Source organism: Novosphingobium aeonii (assembly GCF_052279045.1).
Classification (GTDB): domain Bacteria; phylum Pseudomonadota; class Alphaproteobacteria; order Sphingomonadales; family Sphingomonadaceae; genus Novosphingobium.
In genome coordinates this window covers 2,502,564-2,525,532 of record NZ_CP176832.1, presented here as the reverse complement: position 1 = coordinate 2,525,532, position 22,969 = coordinate 2,502,564, and the positions used below count along the sequence as shown (strand labels likewise).

General features: G+C 64.4%; 15 protein-coding genes. 10 read left to right on the top strand and 5 right to left on the bottom strand.

Annotated elements, in window-relative coordinates; genetic code table 11:
• Positions 1–16: 16 nt before the first annotated feature.
• The 7 genes from ACLIMP_RS12210 (at position 17) to ACLIMP_RS12180 (ending at position 10,434) form a co-directional block, all read left to right on the top strand.
• Positions 17–1,231, top strand: a complete 1,215-nt coding sequence (locus ACLIMP_RS12210) for an XrtA/PEP-CTERM system-associated ATPase (protein WP_324695701.1) — start codon at positions 17–19, stop codon at positions 1,229–1,231.
• A 31-nt stretch (positions 1,232–1,262) separates the two neighbouring features.
• A complete protein-coding gene (locus ACLIMP_RS12205) occupies positions 1,263–2,132 on the top strand; it encodes an XrtA system polysaccharide deacetylase (RefSeq protein ID WP_443477876.1) in 870 nt (289 codons plus the stop codon).
• On the top strand, positions 2,129–3,205 hold the full coding sequence (locus tag ACLIMP_RS12200) for a FemAB family XrtA/PEP-CTERM system-associated protein (protein ID WP_324695698.1): 1,077 nt from the start codon (positions 2,129–2,131) through the stop codon (positions 3,203–3,205). The genes ACLIMP_RS12205 and ACLIMP_RS12200 overlap by 4 nt, the downstream gene beginning before the upstream one ends.
• The gene (locus tag ACLIMP_RS12195; protein WP_443477875.1) at positions 3,205–4,431 is read left to right on the top strand and encodes a TIGR03087 family PEP-CTERM/XrtA system glycosyltransferase; all 1,227 of its coding nucleotides are present in this window, start codon (positions 3,205–3,207) and stop codon (positions 4,429–4,431) included. Before ACLIMP_RS12200 ends, ACLIMP_RS12195 begins: the two co-directional genes overlap by 1 nt.
• The gene (xrtA, locus tag ACLIMP_RS12190; protein WP_324695694.1) at positions 4,421–5,989 is read left to right on the top strand and encodes an exosortase A; all 1,569 of its coding nucleotides are present in this window, start codon (positions 4,421–4,423) and stop codon (positions 5,987–5,989) included. Before ACLIMP_RS12195 ends, xrtA begins: the two co-directional genes overlap by 11 nt.
• Positions 5,990–5,999: 10 nt before the next feature.
• On the top strand, positions 6,000–7,895 hold the full coding sequence (locus ACLIMP_RS12185; protein ID WP_324695692.1) for an XrtA/PEP-CTERM system amidotransferase: 1,896 nt from the start codon (positions 6,000–6,002) through the stop codon (positions 7,893–7,895).
• 238 nt (positions 7,896–8,133) lie between these two features.
• Positions 8,134–10,434, top strand: a complete 2,301-nt coding sequence (locus ACLIMP_RS12180; RefSeq protein WP_443477874.1) for an EAL domain-containing protein — start codon at positions 8,134–8,136, stop codon at positions 10,432–10,434.
• 402 nt (positions 10,435–10,836) lie between these two features.
• On the opposite strand, the gene zapE is transcribed toward ACLIMP_RS12180, so the two are convergent.
• The 4 genes from zapE to ACLIMP_RS12160 all read right to left on the bottom strand — a co-directional run bounded on the left by zapE (position 10,837) and on the right by ACLIMP_RS12160 (position 16,395).
• Positions 10,837–11,952: a cell division protein ZapE gene (gene zapE / locus ACLIMP_RS12175; protein WP_185997174.1), complete on the bottom strand. Its 1,116-nt coding sequence runs from the start codon at positions 11,950–11,952 to the stop codon at positions 10,837–10,839.
• Positions 11,949–12,407 carry a PaaI family thioesterase gene (locus ACLIMP_RS12170; protein WP_324695688.1) on the bottom strand — a complete coding sequence of 153 codons (459 nt, stop codon included), beginning with the start codon at positions 12,405–12,407 and terminating at the stop codon, positions 11,949–11,951. The genes zapE and ACLIMP_RS12170 overlap by 4 nt, the downstream gene beginning before the upstream one ends.
• A 35-nt stretch (positions 12,408–12,442) precedes the next feature.
• Complete coding sequence (locus ACLIMP_RS12165; protein WP_132468994.1) at positions 12,443–13,222, bottom strand: succinate dehydrogenase iron-sulfur subunit; 780 nt, start codon at positions 13,220–13,222, stop codon at positions 12,443–12,445.
• Between the two features lie 275 nt (positions 13,223–13,497).
• Positions 13,498–16,395, bottom strand: coding sequence for an Rne/Rng family ribonuclease (locus tag ACLIMP_RS12160; RefSeq protein ID WP_324695685.1), 2,898 nt, complete (start codon positions 16,393–16,395; stop codon positions 13,498–13,500).
• A 656-nt stretch (positions 16,396–17,051) separates the two neighbouring features.
• Here ACLIMP_RS12160 and ACLIMP_RS12155 point away from each other — a divergent pair.
• The 3 genes from ACLIMP_RS12155 to ACLIMP_RS12145 all read left to right on the top strand — a co-directional run bounded on the left by ACLIMP_RS12155 (position 17,052) and on the right by ACLIMP_RS12145 (position 21,720).
• The gene (locus ACLIMP_RS12155) at positions 17,052–17,921 is read left to right on the top strand and encodes an N-acetylmuramoyl-L-alanine amidase family protein (RefSeq protein ID WP_132468996.1); all 870 of its coding nucleotides are present in this window, start codon (positions 17,052–17,054) and stop codon (positions 17,919–17,921) included.
• Positions 17,922–18,011: 90 nt separating this feature from the next.
• On the top strand, positions 18,012–20,558 hold the full coding sequence (locus ACLIMP_RS12150; RefSeq protein ID WP_324695683.1) for a penicillin-binding protein 1A: 2,547 nt from the start codon (positions 18,012–18,014) through the stop codon (positions 20,556–20,558).
• On the top strand, positions 20,530–21,720 hold the full coding sequence (locus tag ACLIMP_RS12145; RefSeq protein ID WP_324695681.1) for an alpha/beta hydrolase: 1,191 nt from the start codon (positions 20,530–20,532) through the stop codon (positions 21,718–21,720). The genes ACLIMP_RS12150 and ACLIMP_RS12145 overlap by 29 nt, the downstream gene beginning before the upstream one ends.
• Before the next feature lie 47 nt (positions 21,721–21,767).
• Here ACLIMP_RS12145 and ACLIMP_RS12140 read toward each other — a convergent pair whose 3' ends face one another.
• Complete coding sequence (locus ACLIMP_RS12140) at positions 21,768–22,823, bottom strand: AraC family transcriptional regulator (RefSeq protein ID WP_324695679.1); 1,056 nt, start codon at positions 22,821–22,823, stop codon at positions 21,768–21,770.
• Between the last annotated feature and the right edge of the window lie 146 nt (positions 22,824–22,969).

Here is a 22,969-nt window from a genome sequence, read left to right as displayed (position 1 = left end):
TCGAAGGAGAGCAGGGATGTTCGACCAATTCTACGGGTTCGAGGGCCGGCCCTTCCAGCTTACGCCCGATCCGGCCTTCTATTTCGAGAGCGTGACGCACCGAAAGGCGCTGTCCTATCTCGGCTATGGGCTGGCCCAGGGTGAAGGGTTCGTGGTCATCACCGGTGAAGTCGGTGCAGGCAAATCGACGCTGGTCTCGCACCTCATGGCGACGATAGACCCGGCGCGCCTCACGGCTGCCTGCGTCGTCACCAGCGCGCTTGACGGTGAGGAGATCGTTCACGTCGTCGCTCAAGCGTTCGGCCTTCCGGTCGCCGGGCACGACAAGGCTTCGGCGCTGGGGGCGATCGAGGGCTTTCTCCATGCCGAGGCGCGCGCCGGTCGCCGCTGCCTGCTGATCGTGGATGAGGCCCAGAACCTCTCGGTCGACGCGATCGAGGAACTGCGCATGCTGTCGAACTTCCAGCTCGGCTCGCATCCGTTGCTGCAGACGCTCCTGCTGGGCCAGCCGGAGTTCCGCACGACCCTGCTTGAAAGCGATCAGCTCGAACAGCTTCGCCAGCGCGTGATCGCCACCCATCACCTCACCGCGATGCAGGTGCGCGAAGTGCAGCCCTATATCGAGCATCGCCTGAACTGCGTCGGCTGGAAGGGCAATCCGGGCTTCGATCATCGCGTCTTCGCGGAAATCCACGAGGCGACCGGCGGTATCCCGCGCCGGATCAACCAGATCGTCAACCGCCTGCTGCTGCTTGGTGCGGTTGAGAAGCGTTCGTTGATCGATCTCCAGATGCTGGCCGAAGTGCTGGCCGAATTCGATGAGGATGGCGCCCGCGCGCTCGTCAGCCCGCGAGAGACGGCGGCGGAAGCAGCGCCTGGCGTGCCCGCGGCGCAAGTGGCGGCAGCGCCGGTGCACCATTCCGAAGCCCTCGATGCCAAGGCGGCCATCGCCCTTATCGAGACAGCCTTGGCGGAACGCGATTCGCAGATCGACGAGCTTCAGCATGCCGTGCTGGAACTTGCCGCCCGCGCCGAGCGGGAGAAGGAGGTTGCGGCAGGTTCGGGCAATGATCCCCTCATCGCCGCGCTTCAGGAACAGCTTGAGCAGTCGGCCGCGCATGCGGCCCGTCTGGAAGCCCGTCTCGACGAGCAGGAGCGTACCTTGCGGCACACGCTTACCATGTTGATCGAATGGTTCGAGGGCGGCGAAGGCCAGCGCCAGGCAGCCTGACTGGTCCCCCGCCTTCACGAGGATGGATCCCATGAATGACACAAGACCGGTCAACGGGCTGTCCGTCGATGTGGAGGACTGGTTCCAGGTCGGCGCTTTCGAGACGGTGATCGACCGGGCGGACTGGCCTGCGATACGAACGCGTGTCGAGCGCAACTGCGACGAAATTCTCGCACTGTTCGACGCTGCGGGCGTGAAGGGTACTTTCTTCACGCTGGGCTGGGTCGCGGTGCGTCATTCCGCATTGCTGCGCCGTATCGCCGAGGCGGGGCACGAGCTGGCCAGCCACGGCTGGGACCACGAGCGGGTGTTTCGCATGAATGCCGAGACATTCGGCCGCGATCTCGACATGAGCCGCAACGCCATCGAGGACGCCGCCGGGGTCAAGGTGACCGGATACCGCGCGCCCAGCTTCTCGATAGATGCGCGCACGCCCTGGGCCTTCGAAGTGCTCGCCGGGCGGGGCTACGCCTATAGCTCCAGCGTCGCGCCCATCGCTCACGACCATTACGGCTGGCGCGAGGCCCCTCGCTTCGCCTTCCATCCCCTGGCGGGTAGCGATTTCGTCGAAATCCCGGTGACGACCGCAACGTTTGCCGGACGCAGGCTGGCGGCCGGTGGCGGCGGCTTCTTCCGCGTTTTGCCATACGGTTTTTCGCGTTGGGCGATCCGGCAGGTGAATGCACAGGGGCGCCCGGCAGTGTTCTATTTCCACCCGTGGGAAATAGATCCCGGCCAGCCGCGCGTCGGCAACGCGCCGCTGCGATCGCGGCTGCGGCATTACACCAACCTGGGTGCCATGGCGGGCAAGTTGCGGCACCTGATCGAGGACTTCCGCTGGGGGCGGATGGACGAACTTGCCGCGCGCGAGGCGCAGCACGCGGCGGCACTGGCGGCATGAACGCCCCGTTCGCCCCGGAACAGGGGACGATCAGGCTGGTCGATCTTGCCGATCCGGGCGAAGTGGCGCGGCTGGAGCTGTTCGCCGCCCGTCATCCGCAGGCGACCCCGTTCCACCGTCCGGCCTGGTTCCTCTCTGTCGCCCGCGCAACCGGGAATCGCGCGCTCGCGCTGGTCGAGGAGCGTTGCGGGGAGATCTCGGCCTTTCTGCCGCTTGACGCGATACACTCACCTGTTTTCGGCCGGCTGCTGGCCTCCACCGGTTTTGCGGTCGGCGGGGGGCTTCTCACGGGTGCGCGGACCGATACGGCGGCACTGTTCGCGGCGCTGGAGGAGCTTGCGCTGCGCCACTCCTGCCCGTCGATCGAACTGCGAGGGGGCGAGCTGCCCGATCCGCATGGCGGTTGGGCTATCAAGACCGAAAGCCACTGCAACTTTGCCCGCGCCCTGGCCACGGACGACGAGGCACAATTGCTCGACGTACCGCGCAAGCAGCGCGCCGAAGTCCGCAAGGCACTGGCGAACGACCTGCACGTGGAGATCGGCAGCAGCGAGCGCGATCGCGCCGCGCATTACAGCGTCTTTGCCGAGAGCTATCGCAATCTCGGTACACCGGTTTTTCCGCGCAAGTTGCTCGATGCCGTGCTTGATGCCTTCGGGGACGATGCGGACATCCTTACCGTGCGGCATCGGGGGCAGGCTGTGGCGAGCGTTATCACGCTTTACCATCGAGGCGCGGCAATGCCTTATTGGGGGGGCGGCACCCGGGAAGCACGCCAGCTGCGCGCCAATGACCGGATGTATTTCGAACTGATGCTCCATGCCCGGCGGCGGGGCTGCACGACGTTCGATTTCGGCCGCTCCAAGACGGACAGCGGCGCCTATCACTTCAAGCGTAACTGGGGTTTCGAACCGGAACCGCTGACATATGCCATCTGGACCGCGCCGGGTGCCGCGAAGCGGGAAGCCGATCCGACGAGCAGCAAGCTCTCGCTTCAGATCAAGCTCTGGCAACGCCTGCCGCTTGCCGTGGCCAATAGGCTGGGCCCGCTGATCGCGCGCGGTATCGGCTGATGGGCGAAATCCTGTTCCTGGCTCACCGCATCCCGTTTCCGCCGGATCGCGGAGACAAGATCCGTTCGCACAACGTGCTCAAGGCGCTGGCCCGGCTGGCTCCCGTTCACGTCGGCTGCTTTGCCGACGATGCGGCCGATCATGGCTGCGAGGCAGAGCTTGCAGCGTTATCCGCCAGTCACTTGCTGCTTGCCCGTACGAAATCGCTGCCGGTTGCAGGGCTGGAATCTCTGGCAACCGGACGTCCGCTCAGTCTGACCGCGTTTCACGACCGGCGCATGGCGAACTGGGTGGAGCAAGTGCTCCGCGTCCGGCCGATCGACACCATCTTCGTCTTTTCAGGCCAAGTGGCGCAGTATGTTCCGCAGAGCTTCCGTGGCCGCCTGATCGTCGATCTGGTTGATGTAGATTCCGCCAAGTTCGAGGCTTATGGCGCGGCGGGGCGCGGTTTTCGAAGCTGGATGGAACGGCGCGAAGGGCGGTTGCTGAGGGCCGAGGAAGCCCGGATCGCGCGCCGGGCCGACGTGACCCTGCTGGTGAGCAAGGCCGAAGCGGCGTTGTTCGCCGCACGGCTGGGCGATCCCGCCTGCGCGGTGGAGCCGATGGGCAACGGATTGGATAGCGCGCTTTTCGATCCGACGAAGGCGGTGCCAGAGCCACGCATGGTGGCTATCGACGGCCCGCGCCTGATCTTCACCGGTCAGATGGACTATGCGCCGAATGTGGCGGCAGTCGAACGCGCGATCGCGCGAATCCTGCCGCTGGTGCGCCGCCGCCTGCCGGCTGCCAGTCTGCATGTCGTCGGGCGCAATCCGCCAGCCTCGCTCATGGCGCACCACGGGCACGGCGGCGTGCACATATGGGGCCGGGTGGAGAATATCCGCCCCTGGATCGCGGCTGCCGACATGGCGTTGGTCCCGCTCGAAATCGCGCGCGGGGTGCAGAACAAGGTGCTTGAAGCCATGGCGATGGGCCTGCCCACGGTGCTGTCTCCGGGCGCCGCCACGGGGATCGAGGCTGAAGATGGCCGCGATTTTCTCGTAGCGGAAAGCGACGCGGCCCTGGCGGAGGCTGTCATCGCACTCGCCGGGGATAGCGCGCGGGCGCGGGCCATGGGCCAAGACGCGCGGGAATGGATCGGCGCTCACGCAAGTTGGGGGGCAGCGCTGGCAGACCTTCCACGCCTGATTGCCCTGAAGTCGGGGAGCATGAGCGATGCCGCCTGAAACCGCCACTCTGGAGACTGCCGGCGTGCCTGCGGGACGTTGGCGCTCGCTGCCAGCCCATTGGCGTGCGGCGCTGATCCGCGTCGGTGCGGTCATGCTGGCGTTGATTGCGGTGTTCCATGACGATTGGGCCGCGATGGGGCGCCAGTGGTGGGACATTTCCACGTACAATCACATCATCCTGATCCCGCCGATTCTGGGCTGGCTTGTCTGGCAGCGCCGCGCGGAACTGGTCCGGCTCATGCCGGAGGCCTGGTGGCCCGGGCTGATCCCGATGAGCGGTGCCGCGTTCCTCTGGGTGCTCGGCGCATTTTCAGGGCTCGACCTTGCCCGTCAGGCGGGGGCGGTGGCCATGCTCGGATCTGCCGTGCCGCTGTTGCTCGGCCCGCGCGTAACGGCAGGCCTGTTCTTTCCGCTCTGTTACATGGCCTTTCTCGTACCCTTCGGGGAAGAACTGGTCGAGGCGCTCCAGACGATCACGGCCGAGATCACCATCGCTCTCACGCACCTGAGCGGCATTCCCGCGACGGTGGACGGGGTCTTTATCGATACGCCTGCCGGTCTGTTCGAAGTGGCCGAGGCCTGTTCCGGGGTGAAGTTCCTGATCGCGATGATCGCGTTCGGTACGCTTGCGACCAACGTCTGCTTCGTCAGCTGGAAGCGGCGGTCAGCGATGATGGCGGCATGCCTCGTCGTGCCCATTCTCGCCAATGGCGTGCGTGCCTGGGGCACGATCTACGCCGCGCAGATCGTCGGCGTGGAGAAGGCTGCGGGCTTCGATCATATCGTCTACGGCTGGTTCTTCTTCGCCATCGTGCTCGCGCTCGTGATCGCGGGGGCATGGCGCTTCTTCGACCGCCCGCTCGACGGACCGATGATCGATACCGATGCGATCACCCGGTCGCGCGTGCTGGCATGGCTGGATAAGGGGCGCATCAGCGGCATCGCCGCGATCGTGGGCTTCGCTGTCGTGGTCGTCGCGGCGCAAAGCTGGGCCTTCGCGGCCGAGACTTTAAATGCGCCGCTGCCGCAGGCCATCGAAATGCCGCAGGTGGCAGGCTGGCACCGGGTCGATTACGCTCCGGCGATCTGGTGGGAGCCGCGCGCCGAAGGTGCCGATCACCGGCTGCTTGGCCGCTATGCCGACGGCGAAGGCCATAGCGTGGACGTGTTCATCGCGCTTTACGCGGGGCAGGGAGAGGGGCGGGAGGCCGGCGGTTTCGGGCAGGGGGCGCTGACCCCGTCGAGCCCGTGGTCCTGGCAGGCTCCCGGCCCCGCTTTCCGCGACGCCCGCAGTGAGCGCCTGCTTGGACAGGGGAAGGTAGAGCGTCTGGCGGTAACCTGGTTCCATACGGGGGACCTGCTCACCGGCAGCAATGCCCGGCTGAAGCTGGCGATCATCGGCGATCACCTCGTATTGCGCGCAAGGCCTACGACGATGCTGATCCTTTCATCCGAGGACTATCCCGGCCACCGCGCAGCGCAATCCATTGCGCGTTTCATCGCAGCGACCGGCCCGGTGGACTCGTGGATGGACCGCGTCACCGCGCTCCGCTAGGCCATCAGATATGTGTGGCATCGCCGGTATTTACCATCTCGAGACGCCGAAGCCCGTCGATCCCCAGCGGGTGGCGGCCATGTGCGATGCCATGATCCATCGCGGGCCGGACGGGCAGGGTGTCTGGACCGCGCCCGGCGTGGCGCTGGGGCACCGGCGGCTTTCGATCATCGACCTTGCCGGATCGCCGCAGCCGATGCCCTCGCCCGACGGCCGCGCGATGCTGGTGTTCAACGGCGAAATCTACAACTATCGCGAACTGCGCCGTGAACTGCGGGAGAGCGGGGCGGAATTCCGCACCGACGGCGACAGCGAGGTGATCCTTGCCGCATGGCAGCGCTGGGGCCCCGATTGCGTCTCGCGGCTACACGGCATGTTCGCTTTCGCGATCTACGATCTCGAAGCCCGCACCTTGTTCCTCGCACGGGACCGCCTGGGCGTGAAGCCGCTGTTCCTTGCGCCGCTGAGCGACGGGAGCCTCGCTTTCGGGTCCGAACTCAAGGCATTGCTCGCTCACCCGCTGCTGCGCCGCGATATCGATCCGCTCGCGATCGAGGACTATCTGGCGTGGGGTTATGTCCCCGACACCCGTTCCATTCTCAAGGGCGTGACGAAGCTTCCGGCGGGTCATTCGCTGCTGCTGCGGCATGGCGCGCCGATGCCCCGGCCCGCGCAGTGGTGGAACGTGTCTTTCGCCGAAAGGCGCAAGGGCAAGGTCGACGATCTCGAAGCGGAACTGCTCCACCTCATGCGCGAGGCCGTATCCTCTCGCATGGTGGCGGACGTGCCGCTCGGCGCGTTCCTGTCGGGTGGGGTGGATAGTTCCAGTGTCGTCGCGCTGATGGCGGAAAAGAGCACGCAGCCGGTGAAGACCTGCTCGATCGGCTTCGACGTCGCCGCACTCGACGAGACCGGTTACGCCACGCAGATCGCGCGGCAGTTCGCGACCGACCACCGGGCGCGGCAGGTGTCTCCCGACGATTTCGAGGCGATCGACCAGCTTGCGGCGATGTTCGACGAGCCCTTTGCCGATGCTTCCGCACTGCCGACCTTGCGAGTGTGCCAGCTCGCCCGCGAATCGGTGACGGTGGCCTTGTCGGGCGATGGTGCGGACGAGGCGTTCGCGGGCTATCGGCGTCACGTGTTCCAGCATGGCGAGGACCGCGTTCGCAGCCTCTTGCCGCAGGCGATCCGCAGGCCGGTGTTCGGTGCACTGGGGGCGATTTATCCCAAGGCGGATTGGGCGCCGCGTCCGTTGCGCGCCAGGTCCACGCTACTCTCCCTCGTGGGGGACAGCGCCGAGGGATACGCCCGTTCCATCGGCTTCACCCCGCCCGAACTGAGGGATGGGCTCTACTCCGGCGATTTTCGAAAACTGCGCGGCGATTACCGTGCGGAACACGGCCTGCTGGAACTGATGCGCGGTGCACCCGCCCGTTCGGGGCTGGACCGTGCGCAGTACGCCGATCTCAAGCACTGGCTACCGGGCGACATCCTCACCAAGGTGGACCGCACCAGCATGGCGGTGAGCCTTGAAGCGCGAGAGCCGCTGCTCGATCACCGGTTGATCGAATTCGCGGCAAGCCTGCCCGAATCGATGCGCGTGCGCGGGGGGCAGGGCAAGTGGCTGATGAAGCGCACGATGCGGCGGTTCCTGCCCGACCAGATTCTCTACCGCCCCAAGCAGGGTTTCGTCACGCCGATCGCCCAGTGGTTCCGGGGACCGCTTGCACAATCCGCGCGGGAGATCGCCTCGGGTGCGGCGCTGGCCCGCACCGGGTGGCTGGATGGAGCGCGGCTGACGGGCGTGGTGGAGGAACATATCGCCGGGAGGGCGGATCATTCCCGCCTCCTTTGGCAATTGCTCATGCTCGACAAGTCGCTCACCCGTCTGGGTATCGCCTGATTTCGCCGCTGCGCCCGGCTTGAATGCGGGCTAGCAGGGTTACGCGAATTCGATCGTGAAGCCTTGTTAACCTAACCTATTCTTAGGACCTTTGCTCTAACCCGGCATCGAAACGTCATTCGCAGGACGTGCATGAACATAGCAGGTCGCCAGTACATGATTGAAATGCGGACGCTTTCCGTGAAGGGAGGCCGTATCCTGCGAAGGGACGAAGAGGGGATGAGTTTGCGAGGCCATCATGTCTGACCTCGGCGCGCGGGCTGCCAAAGTCTGGAAGAGCGCCAGATTCAGGATCGTCTTCTGGGCGGTGCTGACCGGCGTGTTTCTGGGCGTTACCGGCGCAGGCCTCCCTCTGGAGGACATTCTGGTCAATGGCCGGACATGGCTTCGCATGCACCCGTCCAAGGGCGAGATCGTCATGGTCCTGCAGGACGGAAAGACGCTTGAGGAACTCGAGGTCCTCGACGTTTCGCGTGCGAACGATGCCCAGGTAATCCGCAATCTGATGGATGCCGGCGCGAAGCGGGTCTTCTTCGACCGCTTCCTGAACGATCACGAGAAAACCGTCGGCCGCGACGAACTTCTTGCGACTTTCGCCAAATATCGCGGACGAGTTTTCCTGGGCGCGATGCCCAGCAAGGACGGCGCGATGGGCAATTACGCCTCGGTCATTCCTTCGCGGGGATTGAGAAAGGATGCCGGCGCGGTTTCGCTGCTGGCCCTGGACCATCCGTTCAATCTCAGCACGAGCTTCCCGTTCGCGTCCGACAGTCCGATCGGTGTCATCCCGAGCCTTTCGGCGAAGATCGCCGACGTGCAGGAAGGCACGTCCTCGGTCTACAAGCCGGACTATTCGATCGATTACAAGACGATCCCGACAGCCAGCTATGTGGATGTGCTGATGGGCCGCTTCGATCCGAAATCGGTGCGCGGCAGGGACATCATCATCGCGCCGAGCGCCGAGGTGTTCCACGACGTCCATACGCTGCCGATGCAGGGTTATGTTCCCGGCGGCTACTTCCATGCCATCGCGGCAGAGACCCTGAAGGACGGGGTGCCGTTCGTCCTGGGATGGATTCCCCCGTTCCTGCTGGCGCTGGTCGTCATCGTGACGGGTGTTGGGCGCGGGCGCGTGCTGGACATCTATCGCTTCAGCGGCCTCGTTGTCGTGCTTATCCTGTTCCCGCTGATGCTGGATCATTTCCGCGTCCAGGTGGATGTATTCCCGGCCATCGCGATGGCCACCGTAGCCGTGTTCCGCATGCGCAACCTCGACCGTGTCGAAGTCGCCGGAGAGACAAACTCGGGCTCGGGCCTTCCCAGCGTGCAGGTGCTGCGCAAATACGACGCGGTTTCGAGCCGGATCCTCGTGGCGCTTCAGATCCGCAATTACGGCGCGATCATCGGCAGCTTCGCCGAACACGTGGAGGCGCAAGTCGCGAACGAGATCGTCCGTCGCATCCGCATCAGCGACAGCGAAGTCGTGGTTTACCACGAGGGCGGGATGTTCATGTGGCTCTCCACGATCCGCAGCACTTTCGATCTGTTCGAGAACCTCGAAGGCCTCCACCGGATCGTGCAGAACGGGATCCAGGTGGGCGGGCTCGACATCGATCTCTCGTTCAACTGCGGTATCGATTCGGAATTCGATCGCCCGGTATCCAGCCGCGTCGCCAGTGCGATGCAGTCAGCCGAGGAGGCCGTGCGAAACGACGAACTGGTCTACAAGTTCGACAGCCGCAAGCATGAGGCGCAGTGGGAAATCTCGCTGCTGACCCAGCTCGATCGCGCCATCGACAATGGCGAGGTCTGGGTGGCCTATCAGCCCAAGCTCGACGTGGCGAGCAACCGCGTGACCGGGGCCGAGGCGCTGGTGCGCTGGACTCACCCGGAGCGCGGTCCGATCAGTCCGGACAAGTTCATCCGCATCGCCGAGGAGTTCCACCGGATCGAGCGCATCACGCGCTTTGTCATCGACGATGCCGTGCGTTCCGCCGTCGAACTGCGGCGCAACGGTTTCGACATGACCATGTCGGTCAACATTTCGGCTCAGTTGCTTCGTAATCCCGGCCTGCCCGGCCTGATCGCCGAAATCCTGGAAACGTACGGCCTGCCTGCGGACAAGCTGATCCTGGAGATCACCGAGACGGATCGTCTCGACCGCAGCTCGCGCACGTTCCAGATGCTCCAGAAGCTCGTGCAGTCCGGCGTCCAGCTGTCGATTGACGATTTCGGCACCGGGAACGCGACGATCGACTACCTGCGTTATCTGCCTGCCACCGAGGTCAAGATCGACAAGGTGTTCATCCAGGCGATGGAAGGAAACAAGGAAGACCTCCTGCTCGTCCAGTCGATCATCGAGATGGCGCATTCACAGGACCGGGTCGTCGTGGCCGAGGGTGTGGAGACTCAGGCCGCACTCGACATCCTGCGGACCATGCGGTGCGACGCCATTCAGGGGTACTATGTCAGCCGGCCCGTACCATTCCGGGATTTGCTCACGCAAATCGTGGGGAGGGAGCCCAGACAAACTGGTTAAAAAAGTCTTGATGACTTCTTAACCTGTTGTTATCCATGTCGGCAGCCGCAAAATAGCGGCGGTTCACATGGGGTAATGATATGTACAGCTGGTACTGGGGCAGCTACGGCCGCTAATCACCAAATCGTATGCGGCGTTTCGTGGAACTCTTCTTCGAAACGCCGCATATACTCTTTCCGAATTCAAGAAAAATTGGCGGAAATCCGCTAAAAATTGATAGATAAGGCCACTGATGCGGCCGCCAGCCACGCCCTTTCCACTATTGGAAATCGGGCGTTTTTTATTGCCTTGCGAGGGCTGGGTCTGGGGCTGGGTGCTGAAGCGCAGGCGTGCAAATCCGTTAACGGAAGCGCGCCCTCAAGCGCATTTCCATTAACGACTGATTCGCAAATCGTTAACTTTTCAGTCTTCGCCGTGGCCCATGGCGAGGTAATCGGCGCTCTGCATCTCGTTGAGACGGCTTACCGTGCGCTCGAATTCGAAGTGGCCATCGCCCGCTTCGTAAAGTTCCTCAGGCGAGGCATCCGCCGCCGCGATCAGCTTCACCTTGTTCTCGTAAAGCGCATCGATCAGAGTCACGAAGCGCGCGGCCTCGTTCCGGCGATCCGGCCCCATCCGGGGTATGCCCACCAGAATGACGGTGTGATAGGCGCGTGCGATTGCAAGATAGTCCGCCGCGCCGCGCGCTTCGCCGCACAGGCGCTTGAAGCTGAACACGCCAACGCCCTTGAGGCTCTTGGGTACGTGCAGCATACGCCCGCCGCCGACGTCGAGCTCGGCCGACGGAACGTGGTCGCTGTCCTCTGGAGGATAGTCGGTCAGGCGGTAGAATGCCTCTCGAACCTGCTCGGTCGCCGGCTCTCCTAGCGGGTAGTGCCAGGTCGCCATGCCGCCGAGGCGGTGCAGGCGGTAGTCCGTCGGGCCATTGAGCGTCAGAACGTCCAGTTCCTTCTCGATCAGCGCAATGAAGGGCAGGAAGTGCTCGCGGTTGAGGCCGTTCTTGTAGAGGTCCTTGGGCGCGCGGTTCGACGTGGTGACGATCGTCACGCCCTCGTCGAGGATGAGATGGGTGAACAGCCGGCTCATGATCATGGCGTCGGCGGAATTGTTCACGACCATTTCGTCGAAGGCCAAGACCTTGACGTTGCGCGCGATGGTGGTCGCCACCGGCGGGATCGGATCGCCGCTTTCCTTGCGGCGTTCCTCGCGTAGCAGCGCATGGACTTCCAGCATGAAGGCATGGAAGTGGATTCTGCGCTTTTCCTCGATGTCGAGGGTTTGGTGGAACAGGTCCATCAGCATCGACTTGCCGCGCCCCACACCGCCCCACATGTAGAGACCGCGCGGGGGAGGGGCCTTCTTGCCGAGCAGCTTGCCGAGGAAGCCGGTGGATGTCTGCGCCTTGTAGACTTCGCGCTGAAGCTGGTTGAGCCGTTCCGCCGCGGCCGCCTGCTCGGGGTCGGAGCGCAGTTCGCCGGTGGCTACAAGAGCTTCGTAGCGTTCGAGCATCGCGGTCATCGCTGGCTCGGCTTGCGCAGGGTGCCGACGAAGCTCGACACGAGGTTGTCACCCTGTTCGGCGGTTCCGCGAAGGAACACGAGGCGGCCGGTTTCGCGCATGACCTCGCATACCACGTCCAGCGGCGCGCCGATGCGGCCGGCACCGATAAACTGGTTGTGGAGGTCCAGCGTAACGGAGCCCGTGACTTCGGCGCCCAGGACGCAGAACATCGTCGCGAACATGGCAACGTCGATGAAGGCAAGGGTGACGCCGCCATGCACGTTGCCGTGCATGTTGCTGTGGCGCGTTTCGAGATCGATCAGGCGGACGCGGGCACTACGCTCGCCTTCGCGCCTGATGATCATCGGGCCGAGGCCCACCGCATTGAAGCGGGTGTCGTCTTCAAGGTTCCAGGTAAGCCAGCCCGGGTTCCCCGGAGCCGGCTCATGGATGAATGCTGTATCGGACGACACGTGGGATTCGCTTGCCGGTGATCGAGCCGGGAGGCTCAGACCTGGCGCTCGGCCTGCATCTTCTTGATTTCGGCGATGGCGCGCGCCGGCGACAGGCCCTTGGGGCAGACGTTGGCGCAGTTCATGATGGTGTGGCAGCGATAGAGACGGAAGGGATCTTCCAGCTCGTCAAGGCGCTCGCCGGTCATCTCGTCGCGGCTGTCGGCCAGCCAGCGATAGGCCTGGAGCAGGATCGCCGGGCCGAGGAACTTGTCGGAGTTCCACCAGTAGCTCGGGCAGGAGGTCGAGCAGCAGGCGCACAGGATGCATTCGTAGAGGCCGTCCAGCTTTTCGCGCTGTTCGGGGCTCTGCAGGCGCTCCTTGCCGGGCGTGGTCGAAACCGTTTGCAGCCAGGGGCGGATCGAGGCGTACTGCGCGTAGAAATGCGTGAAGTCGGGGACGAGGTCCTTGATGACTTCCATGTGCGGCAGCGGGGTGATGCGGATATCGCCCTTGAGATCCTCGATCGCGGTGGTGCAGGCGAGGCCGTTCTTGCCGTTGAGGTTCATCGCGCAGGAACCGCAGATGCCTTCGCGGCACGAACGGCGGAACGTCAGGCTGGGGTCCTGTTCGCTCTTCATCTTGATGAGCGCGTCGAGAACCATCGGGCCGCAATTGTCGAGATCGATCTCGAACGTGTCGTAGCGCGGGTTCTGCCCCGAGTCCGGGTCGTAGCGGTAGACGGTGAACTTCTTCACGCGCGCGGCGCCCTCGGCCTTGTGGACGTTGCCCTGCTTCTTGATCTTGCTGTTGGCCGGGAGGGTGAAGGTCGCCATGAAGAAATCCCCGTGATCTTGCACTGCGGCATGAACCGCGACTGAAAGTCCCCTTAGCGATTCAGTCGCGCGGGGCAAGGGCCAGTGTCAGTGGAATTGCGGTTTCGGCCCTTCGATGGCTTGCATCGTCGGTCGGATGGCGTGCCGGAAATGCATCCTGGCCGACTTCCCGCTGCATCGAACACAGGAAAAAGGCCCCGCACGTTTCCGTGCGAGGCCTTTGATCCTGGGCCTGGGAAAGACCTTTTCAGGTTCTTTCCCGCGGCACGCCTTCGTCAGTTGCCGAAGGTGCGCTGCCACCAGCCGCGACGCGGACCGCCCTGTTCGGCCGAGTCGCCATCTTCGCCGTTCGAGGCTTCAGCGGCGAACTCATCGTTCGCCGGGGCGGTTACTGCCGGTTCCTCTGCCGCGGCCGCGACTTCGGTTGCCGGCTCGGCCTTCTTGCGACGGGTGCGCTTCGGCTTTTCAGCAGCTTCCTCGCCCTCGGCGGGCTTGGTAGCCGAACGGGACCTGGCCGGAGCCTTTGCCGCCTTGGTCGCCGTCTTGGCAGGTGCTGCTGCCGGAGCCTCTTCCGCTTCTGCGGTGTCGGCCTTCTTGCGACGGGTGCGCTTTGGCTTGGCGGGAGCTTCCTCCGCTTCGGCGGCAACCGGCTCGACTGCGGCTTCGGCCGGAGCCTCGGCAACTGCCTCTGCGGTGTCGGCCTTCTTGCGACGAGTGCGCTTCGGCTTGGCGGGAGCTTCCTCGGCTTCGGCGGCAACCGGCTCGACTGCGGCTTCGGCCGGAGCCTCGGCAACTGCCTCTGCAGTGTCGGCCTTCTTGCGGCGGCTGCGCTTCGGCTTGGCGGGAGCTTCCTCGGCGGTCACGACAGGCTCTGCCGCTACGACGACTTCGGCGACCACTTCGGCAGGAGCTTCCGCTTCGGTGCCTTCTTCGGTGCCTTCGTCACCGGCTTCGGATGCGAAACCGTTCTCGCCGTTTTCGTCACCACGACGTCCACGCCGGCGGCGGCCACCACGGCGGCGACGCTTGCGCGGCGCATCCGATTCGTCACCCTCGGCTGCCGGCGCAGCGCCTTCCTCGGTTGCGTCGGCATCGGCGTCGCTCTCGGCTTCGCCTTCTTCGGTCTCTGCCTCGGCATCGTCCTCGGAGGTTTCGTCCGAACCCTGCTCGTCGCGGCGATCGCGGCCACGGCCACGGCGGCGCTTGCGGCGCTTGCGGCGCGAACCGCCTTCACCGTCGTCACCACGCTCGCGCGCTTCCTCGCGCTCGTTCTCTTCCTCGAGCTCTTCCTCTTCCTCGTCGATGAAATCATCCTCGACGTCTTCGGCGATCGGATCGAAGCGGGGCACGAACTCGTTGCGCGGACCCGACGAGATGACGCGCATCTTCGCACCTTCGTTCTCGCCCTCGGGGATCACTTCGACGTTGACGCCGTAGCGGTCCTCGATGTCGGCCAGGTCGGTGCGCTTGGCGTTGAGCAGGTAGATGGCCGCTTCGGTCGACGCGAAGAGCGAAACCACGATGCCCTTGCCCTTGGCGGCTTCGTCCTCGATGAGGCGCAGCGCCGAGAGGCCTGCCGAGCTGGCGGTGCGGACGAGACCGGTGCCGTCGCAGTGGGGGCAGGAGCGGGTGGTCGCTTCCAGAACGCCGGTACGCAGGCGCTGGCGGCTCATTTCCATCAGGCCGAAGCTGGAAATGCGGCCGACCTGGATGCGAGCGCGATCGTTCTTGAGCGCTTCCTTGACCGCCTTCTCGACCTTGCGGACGTTGGAGCCGTACTCCATGTCGATGAAGTCGATGACGACGAGGCCGGCCATGTCGCGCAGGCGAAGCTGGCGCGCGATTTCCTGCGCGGCTTCGAGGTTGGTGGCGACCGCCGTCTGCTCGATGCCGTGCTCCTTGGTGGCGCGGCCCGAGTTGATGTCGATCGAAACCAGAGCTTCGGTCGGGTTGATGACGATGTAGCCGCCCGAGCGAAGCTGCACGACCGGATCGTACATCGCGGTCAGCTGGTCCTCGGCGCCGAAGCGCTGGAACAGCGGCACCGGATCGGCATAGGGCTTAACCTTGCGGCCATGGCTCGGCATCAGGAGCTTCATGAAGTCCTTCGCCGCGCGATAGCCTTCCTCGCCCTCGACGATCACTTCCTCGATGTCGCGGTTGTAGATGTCGCGGATCGCGCGCTTGATGAGATCGCTGTCCGAGTGGATCAGCGCCGGCGCGGCGGAGCGCATCGTCATTTCGCGCAGCTCGTCCCAGAGGCGGGCGAGATAGTCGAAGTCACGCTTGATTTCGGTCTTGGTGCGCTGGAGCCCGGCGGTGCGGACGATGCAGCCCATCGAGCGCGGCAGGTCGAGCTCGGCGATGATCGACTTCAGGCGCTTGCGGTCCGAGGCCGAGCTGATCTTGCGGCTGATGCCGCCGCCATGGCTCGAATTCGGCATGAGCACGCAGTAGCGGCCCGCGAGGCTGAGGTAAGTGGTGAGGGCCGCGCCCTTGTTGCCGCGCTCCTCCTTGACGACCTGCACCAGCAGCACCTGGCGGCGGTGGATGACGTCCTGGATCTTGTAGCGGCGACGCAGCGCCATGCGGCGGGCACGCAGGTCATCGGCTTCCTTCGAACGGCCCGAGTTGCGGCCGCCCTGGCGGCGACCACGGCCGCGGCGACCACGGCCCGATGCCTCACCGTTGCTTTCGTCGGCGGATTCTTCCTCGCCGTCCTCGGCATTGTCGAAGCCGTTCTCGACGTTGCCGTCCTCGATCGTGGCGACATGGTCCTTCTCGGACGTGTCTACCTCGGTCAGGCCGCCGTCGTCGTAGCCTTCGCCGCCTTCCTCGTCCTCGTCATCGCCTTCGGAAGCGCGCAGGGCGGCTTCTTCCTCGGCATGGGCGGCTTCTTCCGCCAGCAGGGCCTCGCGGTCCTCCTTGGGGATCTGGTAATAGTCGGGATGAATTTCGCTGAAGGCGAGGAATCCGTGACGATTGCCGCCGAAATCGACGAAGGCCGCCTGAAGCGAAGGTTCCACGCGGGTGACCTTCGCCAGGTAGATGTTGCCCTTTATCTGCTTCTTGTCGGCTGATTCGAAATCGAACTCTTCAATGCGATTTCCCTTGAGTACCGCCACCCGCGTTTCTTCCGGGTGGCGCGCATCGATGAGCATGCGCGTTGCCATTGTGTATTCTCCAGACGCGCTCTGCTCCGGCCGGATCAGCCGAAGTGGCGCGAGTTTGTTCGATGATGCCCGCTGCGAAAGCCTTGGGTCTGCCGGATGCGGCAGGACGCGTCTCGACGCGGGCGGGGGTAAGTGTGGAAACGGAGCAATCCAGCGCTCCGAGTGCGACTGTTTTCGTGTCTGCCGCCGTCAGGGCGGCGGAGGGGCCGGCAACCTTGCGGATGGCCGGCGTGTCTGCGAGCGGAAGTGCGCGTGGCGAATTCGGACACGCGGAAAATTGCTGCGATACCGCCCACGCCCTTTCGGGGACTGGCTGGCATAGCGGCAATTGGCTTCTCATCTCTCGCGTCAACCTGTTGGTTCCGGAACGGATTTTCCGGCTTTGACGGCCGGGTTCTGGCTTGACCGATCCTGTCCGGCACCATCCAGTGTGGTGTCTGTCCGGCATGTGAGGACCGAAAGCTTCCGAGCCCCGGGTCGAATTGGCCTAGCATCCATGGCCCGGCACGGCAAGTTCCCATGGTCCCGCAGGGCAAGTTCATTGCCGAACGCCATGCAGGATCACTGCCGGGATTGCGGTGCGAGGCGTAAAAATGGGGGAAAAGGGCGGATCGGCAGTATTGCGGGGGCGATCATGCGATCCTAGTCAAAACTCCATGTCGCGCAGCATCCAGCTGGTCATGATCCTTTCCGCGCCCCTGGCGCTGGCGATCGCTTTGGCGGTTGTGGGACCGCGTTTCTTCGTTTCTCCGCGCGATCTCGATTACGTCGTTCGTTTCGACATGCCCGCGGCAGGCACGCCGGTCGACCTGCCGCGCGTCGACGGTCCTGCGGATTCGAGCCGGCCGCTGGTCGTTATCGATGCAGGGCACGGCGGCTTCGATCCCGGAGCCGGGCAGGGCGAGGTCAAGGAAAAGGCGGTTGCGCTGCGGATCGCGCTGATGCTGCGCAATCGTTTGGTCGAGGGCGGCGGGGTGAGGGTAGCGCTGACGCGCGATACCGACCGCTTCATTTCCCTGCCGGACCGGCCCGATATGGCGCGCCGACTTGGAGCGGATCTTTTCGTTTCGATCCATGCGGATAGCGCGGACAGCGATTCGGCGCGCGGCGCGAGCATCTATGTATTGTCGGAAAAAGGGTCGAGCGAGGCGGCCGAGCGTTTTGCCGCGCGGGAGAACGAGGCCGGACGAGTGAACGGCGTCGCTCTTTCGCAGACCAGCCAGAGCGTCGGCGCGATCCTGCTCGACCTGTCGCAGCGCGGAACCCAGGCGGGGTCCACGCAGGCGGGCGAACTGGTGCTGCGCGAACTGCGCGCGGCAGGTCTCGGGCTCCACCGGGAACAGGTGGAGACGGCGGCTCTGGCCGTGCTCAAGGCGCCGGACATCCCCTCGATCCTGTTCGAAACGGGATACATCAACAATCAGGGGGATGCTCAGGTTCTGACTTCGCGGGCCGGTCAACAGGCGCTCGCCGATGCCGCTGCCCGCGCGATCCGCGCGTACTTCGCAAGGAACGGTGGTGGCTGAGCCGCGGGCGCAGGCAGGACGGGCACTGCGACGAAAAGAGCGCGGCGCGTCTGGCCTTGCGCGAAAGGGGCGTGCTAGAGGGCACTCGCAATGACCGACGAGATCATCGAGAACGGCTCCGAACAGCCGCCCGAGGACGCCCATTACCGCATCCGTCGTGGAGCTGGCGGGCGATTTGCAGGCCGTTTTTCAGGCTTGGGCAGGGCTTGGCGCGAACGCAAGGGGCTGCGGCGCCTAAGCTACGTCGCAGGTGCCGGTCTGGTCGTTCTAGGTGGCCTTTGGGTAAGTTTCACGCACGACCTTCCCGACGCCAACAAGCTGCTCGAATACCAGCCGCCGCTGCCGACCATGGTTCGCGGGATCGATGGCGAGATCGTCTACAGTTATGCCCGTGAGCGGCGCGTTCAGCTGCGATATGTCGATTTTCCCAGGCCGCTGGTGGATGCTTTCCTCTCGGCCGAGGACAAGACCTTCTGGACGCACGGCGGTGTCGATGTGACCGGTCTGGCTGGGGCGGTGGTGGACTATGCCTCCAAGCTCGGCACCGGCGGACGGGCCCGGGGCGGTTCGACGATCACCCAGCAGGTCGCCAAGAACATCCTGATCGGTGACGAATATTCGGTCACCCGCAAGCTCAAGGAAATGGTCGTCGCCCGCCGCATCGAAGGCGTGTTGACCAAGCAGCAGATCCTCGAACTCTACCTTAACGAGATTCCCCTCGGGCGGCAGAGCTTCGGCGTTCAGGCTGCGGCACGCGCCTACTTCGGCAAGGACGTAGATCAGCTCCAGCTTCACGAAGTGGCATTCCTGGCGATCCTGCCCAAGGCGCCGGAGCGCTACGGTCGCAAGCAATATGAAGGCATGGCGATCGAGCGCCGCAACTGGGTGCTCGGCCAGATGGTCGAGAATGGCTGGGCCAGCCGCGCCGATGCCGAAGCCGCCAAGTCTCAGCCGCTCGGCCTCATTCCTCGGCGCGCGGAAACCTATCCGACCGGCAATGGCTACTTCATCGAGGAAGTCCGCCGCCGTCTGATCGACCAGTATGGCGAAAAGGCCGAGGATGGGCCGAACAGCGTCTATGCGGGCGGGCTCTGGGTTCGCACCTCCCTTGATACGCAGATGCAGGACGCGGTGCGGGACGGCCTTCGTGCCGGTCTCCTGCGCTATCAGGGCAACCGCGCCTGGGCGCACCCGATTGCCCATATCAACGACCTGGACTCGTGGCAGACCCAGCTGATCGTCTCCAACAAGACGATCGACTACAAGGATTGGCGCATCGGCGTGATCCTCGATCGCAGCGGTTCGACCGGGCGCATCGGGTTCTCGGACGGTAACATCGCCGCGCTCACCAATGTGCCGGACCTTGCCAAGACAGGGGATCTCGTGGCGGCTGCACCTGTTTCTGCAGGCACTTATGCGGTTCGCACTATTCCTGAAGTGTCCGGCGGGATGGTTATCGAACAGCCGGCGACCGGCCGCGTGATGGCGATGCAGGGCGGTTTCGATTCGGGGCTCGATGCCTTCAACCGCGCCATCCAGGCCGAGCGCCAGCCGGGTTCGACGATCAAGCCTTTCGTCTATGCGACCGGTCTCCAATACGGGATGACGCCCGCCACGCAGGTCCTTGATGGAACATTCTGTGTCTATCAGGGTGCGGGACTGGGTGACAAATGCTTCCGCAACTTTGGCGGAGCAGGCGGAAGCGGCAGCCACACGATGCGCTGGGGCCTTGAGCAGTCGCGAAACCTGATGACGGTACGCATTGCCAACGACACCGGGATGTCGCGCGTGGTCAAGACTTTCAAGACGGTGGGTATCGGCGAATACAAGCCGTACCTTTCGTTCGCGCTGGGCGCTGGCGAGACAACTGTGTCACGCATGGTCAACGCTTATTCGGCGCTCGCCAACAACGGTGTCCAGTTCGGTTCCTCGGTGGTCGACTATGTGCAGGATCGCAACGGCAAGGTGATCTGGAAGGCCGACAACCGGCGCTGCGATACCTGCAATATGGCCGAGTGGGACGGCAAACCGATGCCGCGCATAGACCGCAAGGGCAAGCAGGTGATCGATGCGGGCACTGCCTATCAGGTGGTCCACATGCTCGAAGGTGTCGTTACCCGCGGCACGGCCGTTACCCTGCGCGATCTCAACATGCCGATGTTCGGCAAGACCGGTACGACCAACGGCCCGACGGACGTGTGGTTCGTGGGCGGGACGCAGGACTATGTCGGCGGCGTCTATCTCGGCTACGATTCCCCGCGTTCGCTTGGCGGATACGCGCAAGGCGGACGGATTGCGGCGCCGATCTTCAAGCAGGTCGTCCAGGCCACGAGGGCAAGGTGGGGCGTGCAGCCTTTCGTCGCTCCGGCGGGGATCAGGATGGTGCGCATCGATCGGGTGACCGGCAAGCAGGTCATGGGTGTCGAGCCTGGCAACGATCCCAAGGCCGCGGTCATCTGGGAAGCTTTCAAGCCCGATACGGAGCCGCGGCAGTACACGCCGGAAGACGAGTTCGCCCGTCGCCGCGATGCGCTGGTTTCCGAAATTCGCGGTGCCCAGGAAGCACGGCAGGCCTCGGCCGCCGCCGCCGCCGGCGAGGCGCAGGACTTTGCCGAGCAACAGGGCGGCGTTTATTGATGCAGGAGCGGGGGATGCAGTAGTCTCCCGCTCGCCAAGCGTGAAATGCATACGTAAAACAGCCCTCCCTACAGGGGAGGAGAGGATGCATTTCATGACCGATTCGAAGAATCGTGCCTGCCGATCGGGGCTGTTGCTTTCTGTTTTCATGACACTGGCCGCACCGGCCCACCTCGCGGCGAAGGATGCTGCAGTCGGCGTGACGCAGGCGGCGCCTTATGTCCGACCCGATGTGGAGGCTTATCTCAGGGCTTCCAGTGCACAGCCGCTGCCTCCTTTGACCGCCGAAACAATCGCCCAAATTCGCAAGTTGCCGCCCTCGGCAATGCCGTCTCGCGATCTTCCGGTCGGCAATCTTGCGGTTGATCGAAAATTCGAGATGCCGGGGCCGGGCGGTGCGATGGCGCTACGGGTGTTTGACGTTCGCGCCGATCGCGGGCCCGGACCGGTCGTGGTGTTCTATCACGGCGGCGGCTTCGTATTGGGCAGCGTGGAGACTCATGCGGCTCTGGCAGCCGAAATCTCGCGCCAACTGGATCTGCCCGTTGTTTCGGTGGAGTACAGGCTCGCTCCCGAACATCCCTGGCCCGCGGCACCGGACGATGGCGAGGCGGCTGCGCGCTGGATCGCGGGTAACGGCAAGGCGCTTGGTCTCGGTGTCACCGGCCTGGTCCTGAGCGGAGACAGCGCCGGCGGGAACCTGACCCTGATCGTTGCGGCGGCGCTGCGCGACAAGCCGGCGGCAGTTCCGGTCATCATGCAGTTGCCGATCTACCCTGCTGCGGATTTCGTGAACGAGTATCCGTCACTTCGCCAGTTCGGCACGGGCTATGGTCTTGATGACAGCGTTACGGTCTATTTCCGCCAGCACTATGCCGCCGATCCGAAAAGCTTGCGGACGTCGCCATTGCTTGGCGATCTGGCCGGATTGCCGCCGACCGTGCTGGTGACGGCCGGTCTCGATCCGTTGCGGGATCAGGGGCGCGCCTATGCGGCGAAGCTTATCGCGGCAGGCGTTCCAACGACTTACTACGAAGGAAAGGGCCTCGTCCACGGCTTCGCCACTTTCCGTAAGGACATTCCTTCGGCGCAGGTCGATACCCTGAAGTTCCTGAAACTCGCCAGGACGACGCTTGACGAGATCGAGGCCGAACGGAAGTAGTTTCACCGGGCGCCCTGTCCGTCGGGCAGGGCGCTGCAGGCAGTCTTTCAGCAGCCGGCGCGGAACTGCTGCGGTGTCATCCCCGTCCACCGCTTGAAGGCGCGGCCGAAGCTCGTCTGTTCGCCGTAGCCGAGCCGGTCGGCGATTTCGTCAAGCGAGAGCCGGCGGTCGGACAAATGCACGCGCGCAAGGCTTTCGCGCTGTTTCTCCACCAGTTCGGAGAATCGGACGCTCTCGGCGGATAGCCGCGATTGCAGGGTGCGGACGGACATTCCCGTCTTTTCGGCGCAGCGTTCGATCGAACAGGCACCGGATGCCAGCGATCCGCGAATATAGCTGTTCACCTTGTCGACGATGGAAGGGCTGTGGGCCGATTTCACGCGCTGCAGATAGGAGCCGAGCAGTTTGTAGAGCAGCCGGTTGGCGCTCGGCACGGGTTGCTCCAGTGCCCTTACCGGGAAGGCCACGGAATTGCGGCTCGATTGTCCCATGACCTTGCAGCCGAGCAGTTTCTCGATTTCAGGAAGGTCGCTCTGGCGCGGATCGGCGGAGAGGCTGACCCAACTGGGTTTGAATGCGGGACCGCCGATCGCCTGGAGCAGTTTCAGGTTCAGCATCGCCGCCTGATAATTGGCCTGATCGTTCACGCCGATGTCGGCATTGACCAGCCATGTCAGTTCGGCGGTCTCGCGCCCTTCGATCAAGACCACCTCACAGTCGGGCGCGTGAACCACGGGAAGGAAATCGATGAGGCAGCGGATACCGGCACGAACGGTGGGGGCTGAACGGCACAGGGCGGTCACGCAACCGAAGACTTCGGGATCCTGCATGGAGGCGAAATGAAGGCCGAACAGCGGATCGTCGAAGATCGCGCTGCAATATTCGAAAGTGTCGGCCACCTGTTGCGGCGCCACCAGGCTCTCCGGGTCGATCAGGACGCGCGCTTCCATGCCGTGCCGTTCGACGATGCCGCGCGCGTCGCGGCCGTGGCTGCGGGCGAGATTGGCCAGTCCCGCGAAGTTGGCCGCGCGAACCTGGCCTCCACCCGGCGCCACGTCCAGCGGGCCGTCCAGGCTGAAGAAGCTGTTATGTTCCGGTTCCATCCTTTGGTCGCTTCCTCTCGCACCGGGCGTGTTCGCCGCTGATGGGCCGCTGGGCGGCGGCACCCAATATCGAGAAACCCGCGCCTATTGCCAATACCCCCCGGCTTGCCTGTGGCAGCACTCGGGAAAGCCGTGGATCGCAGACA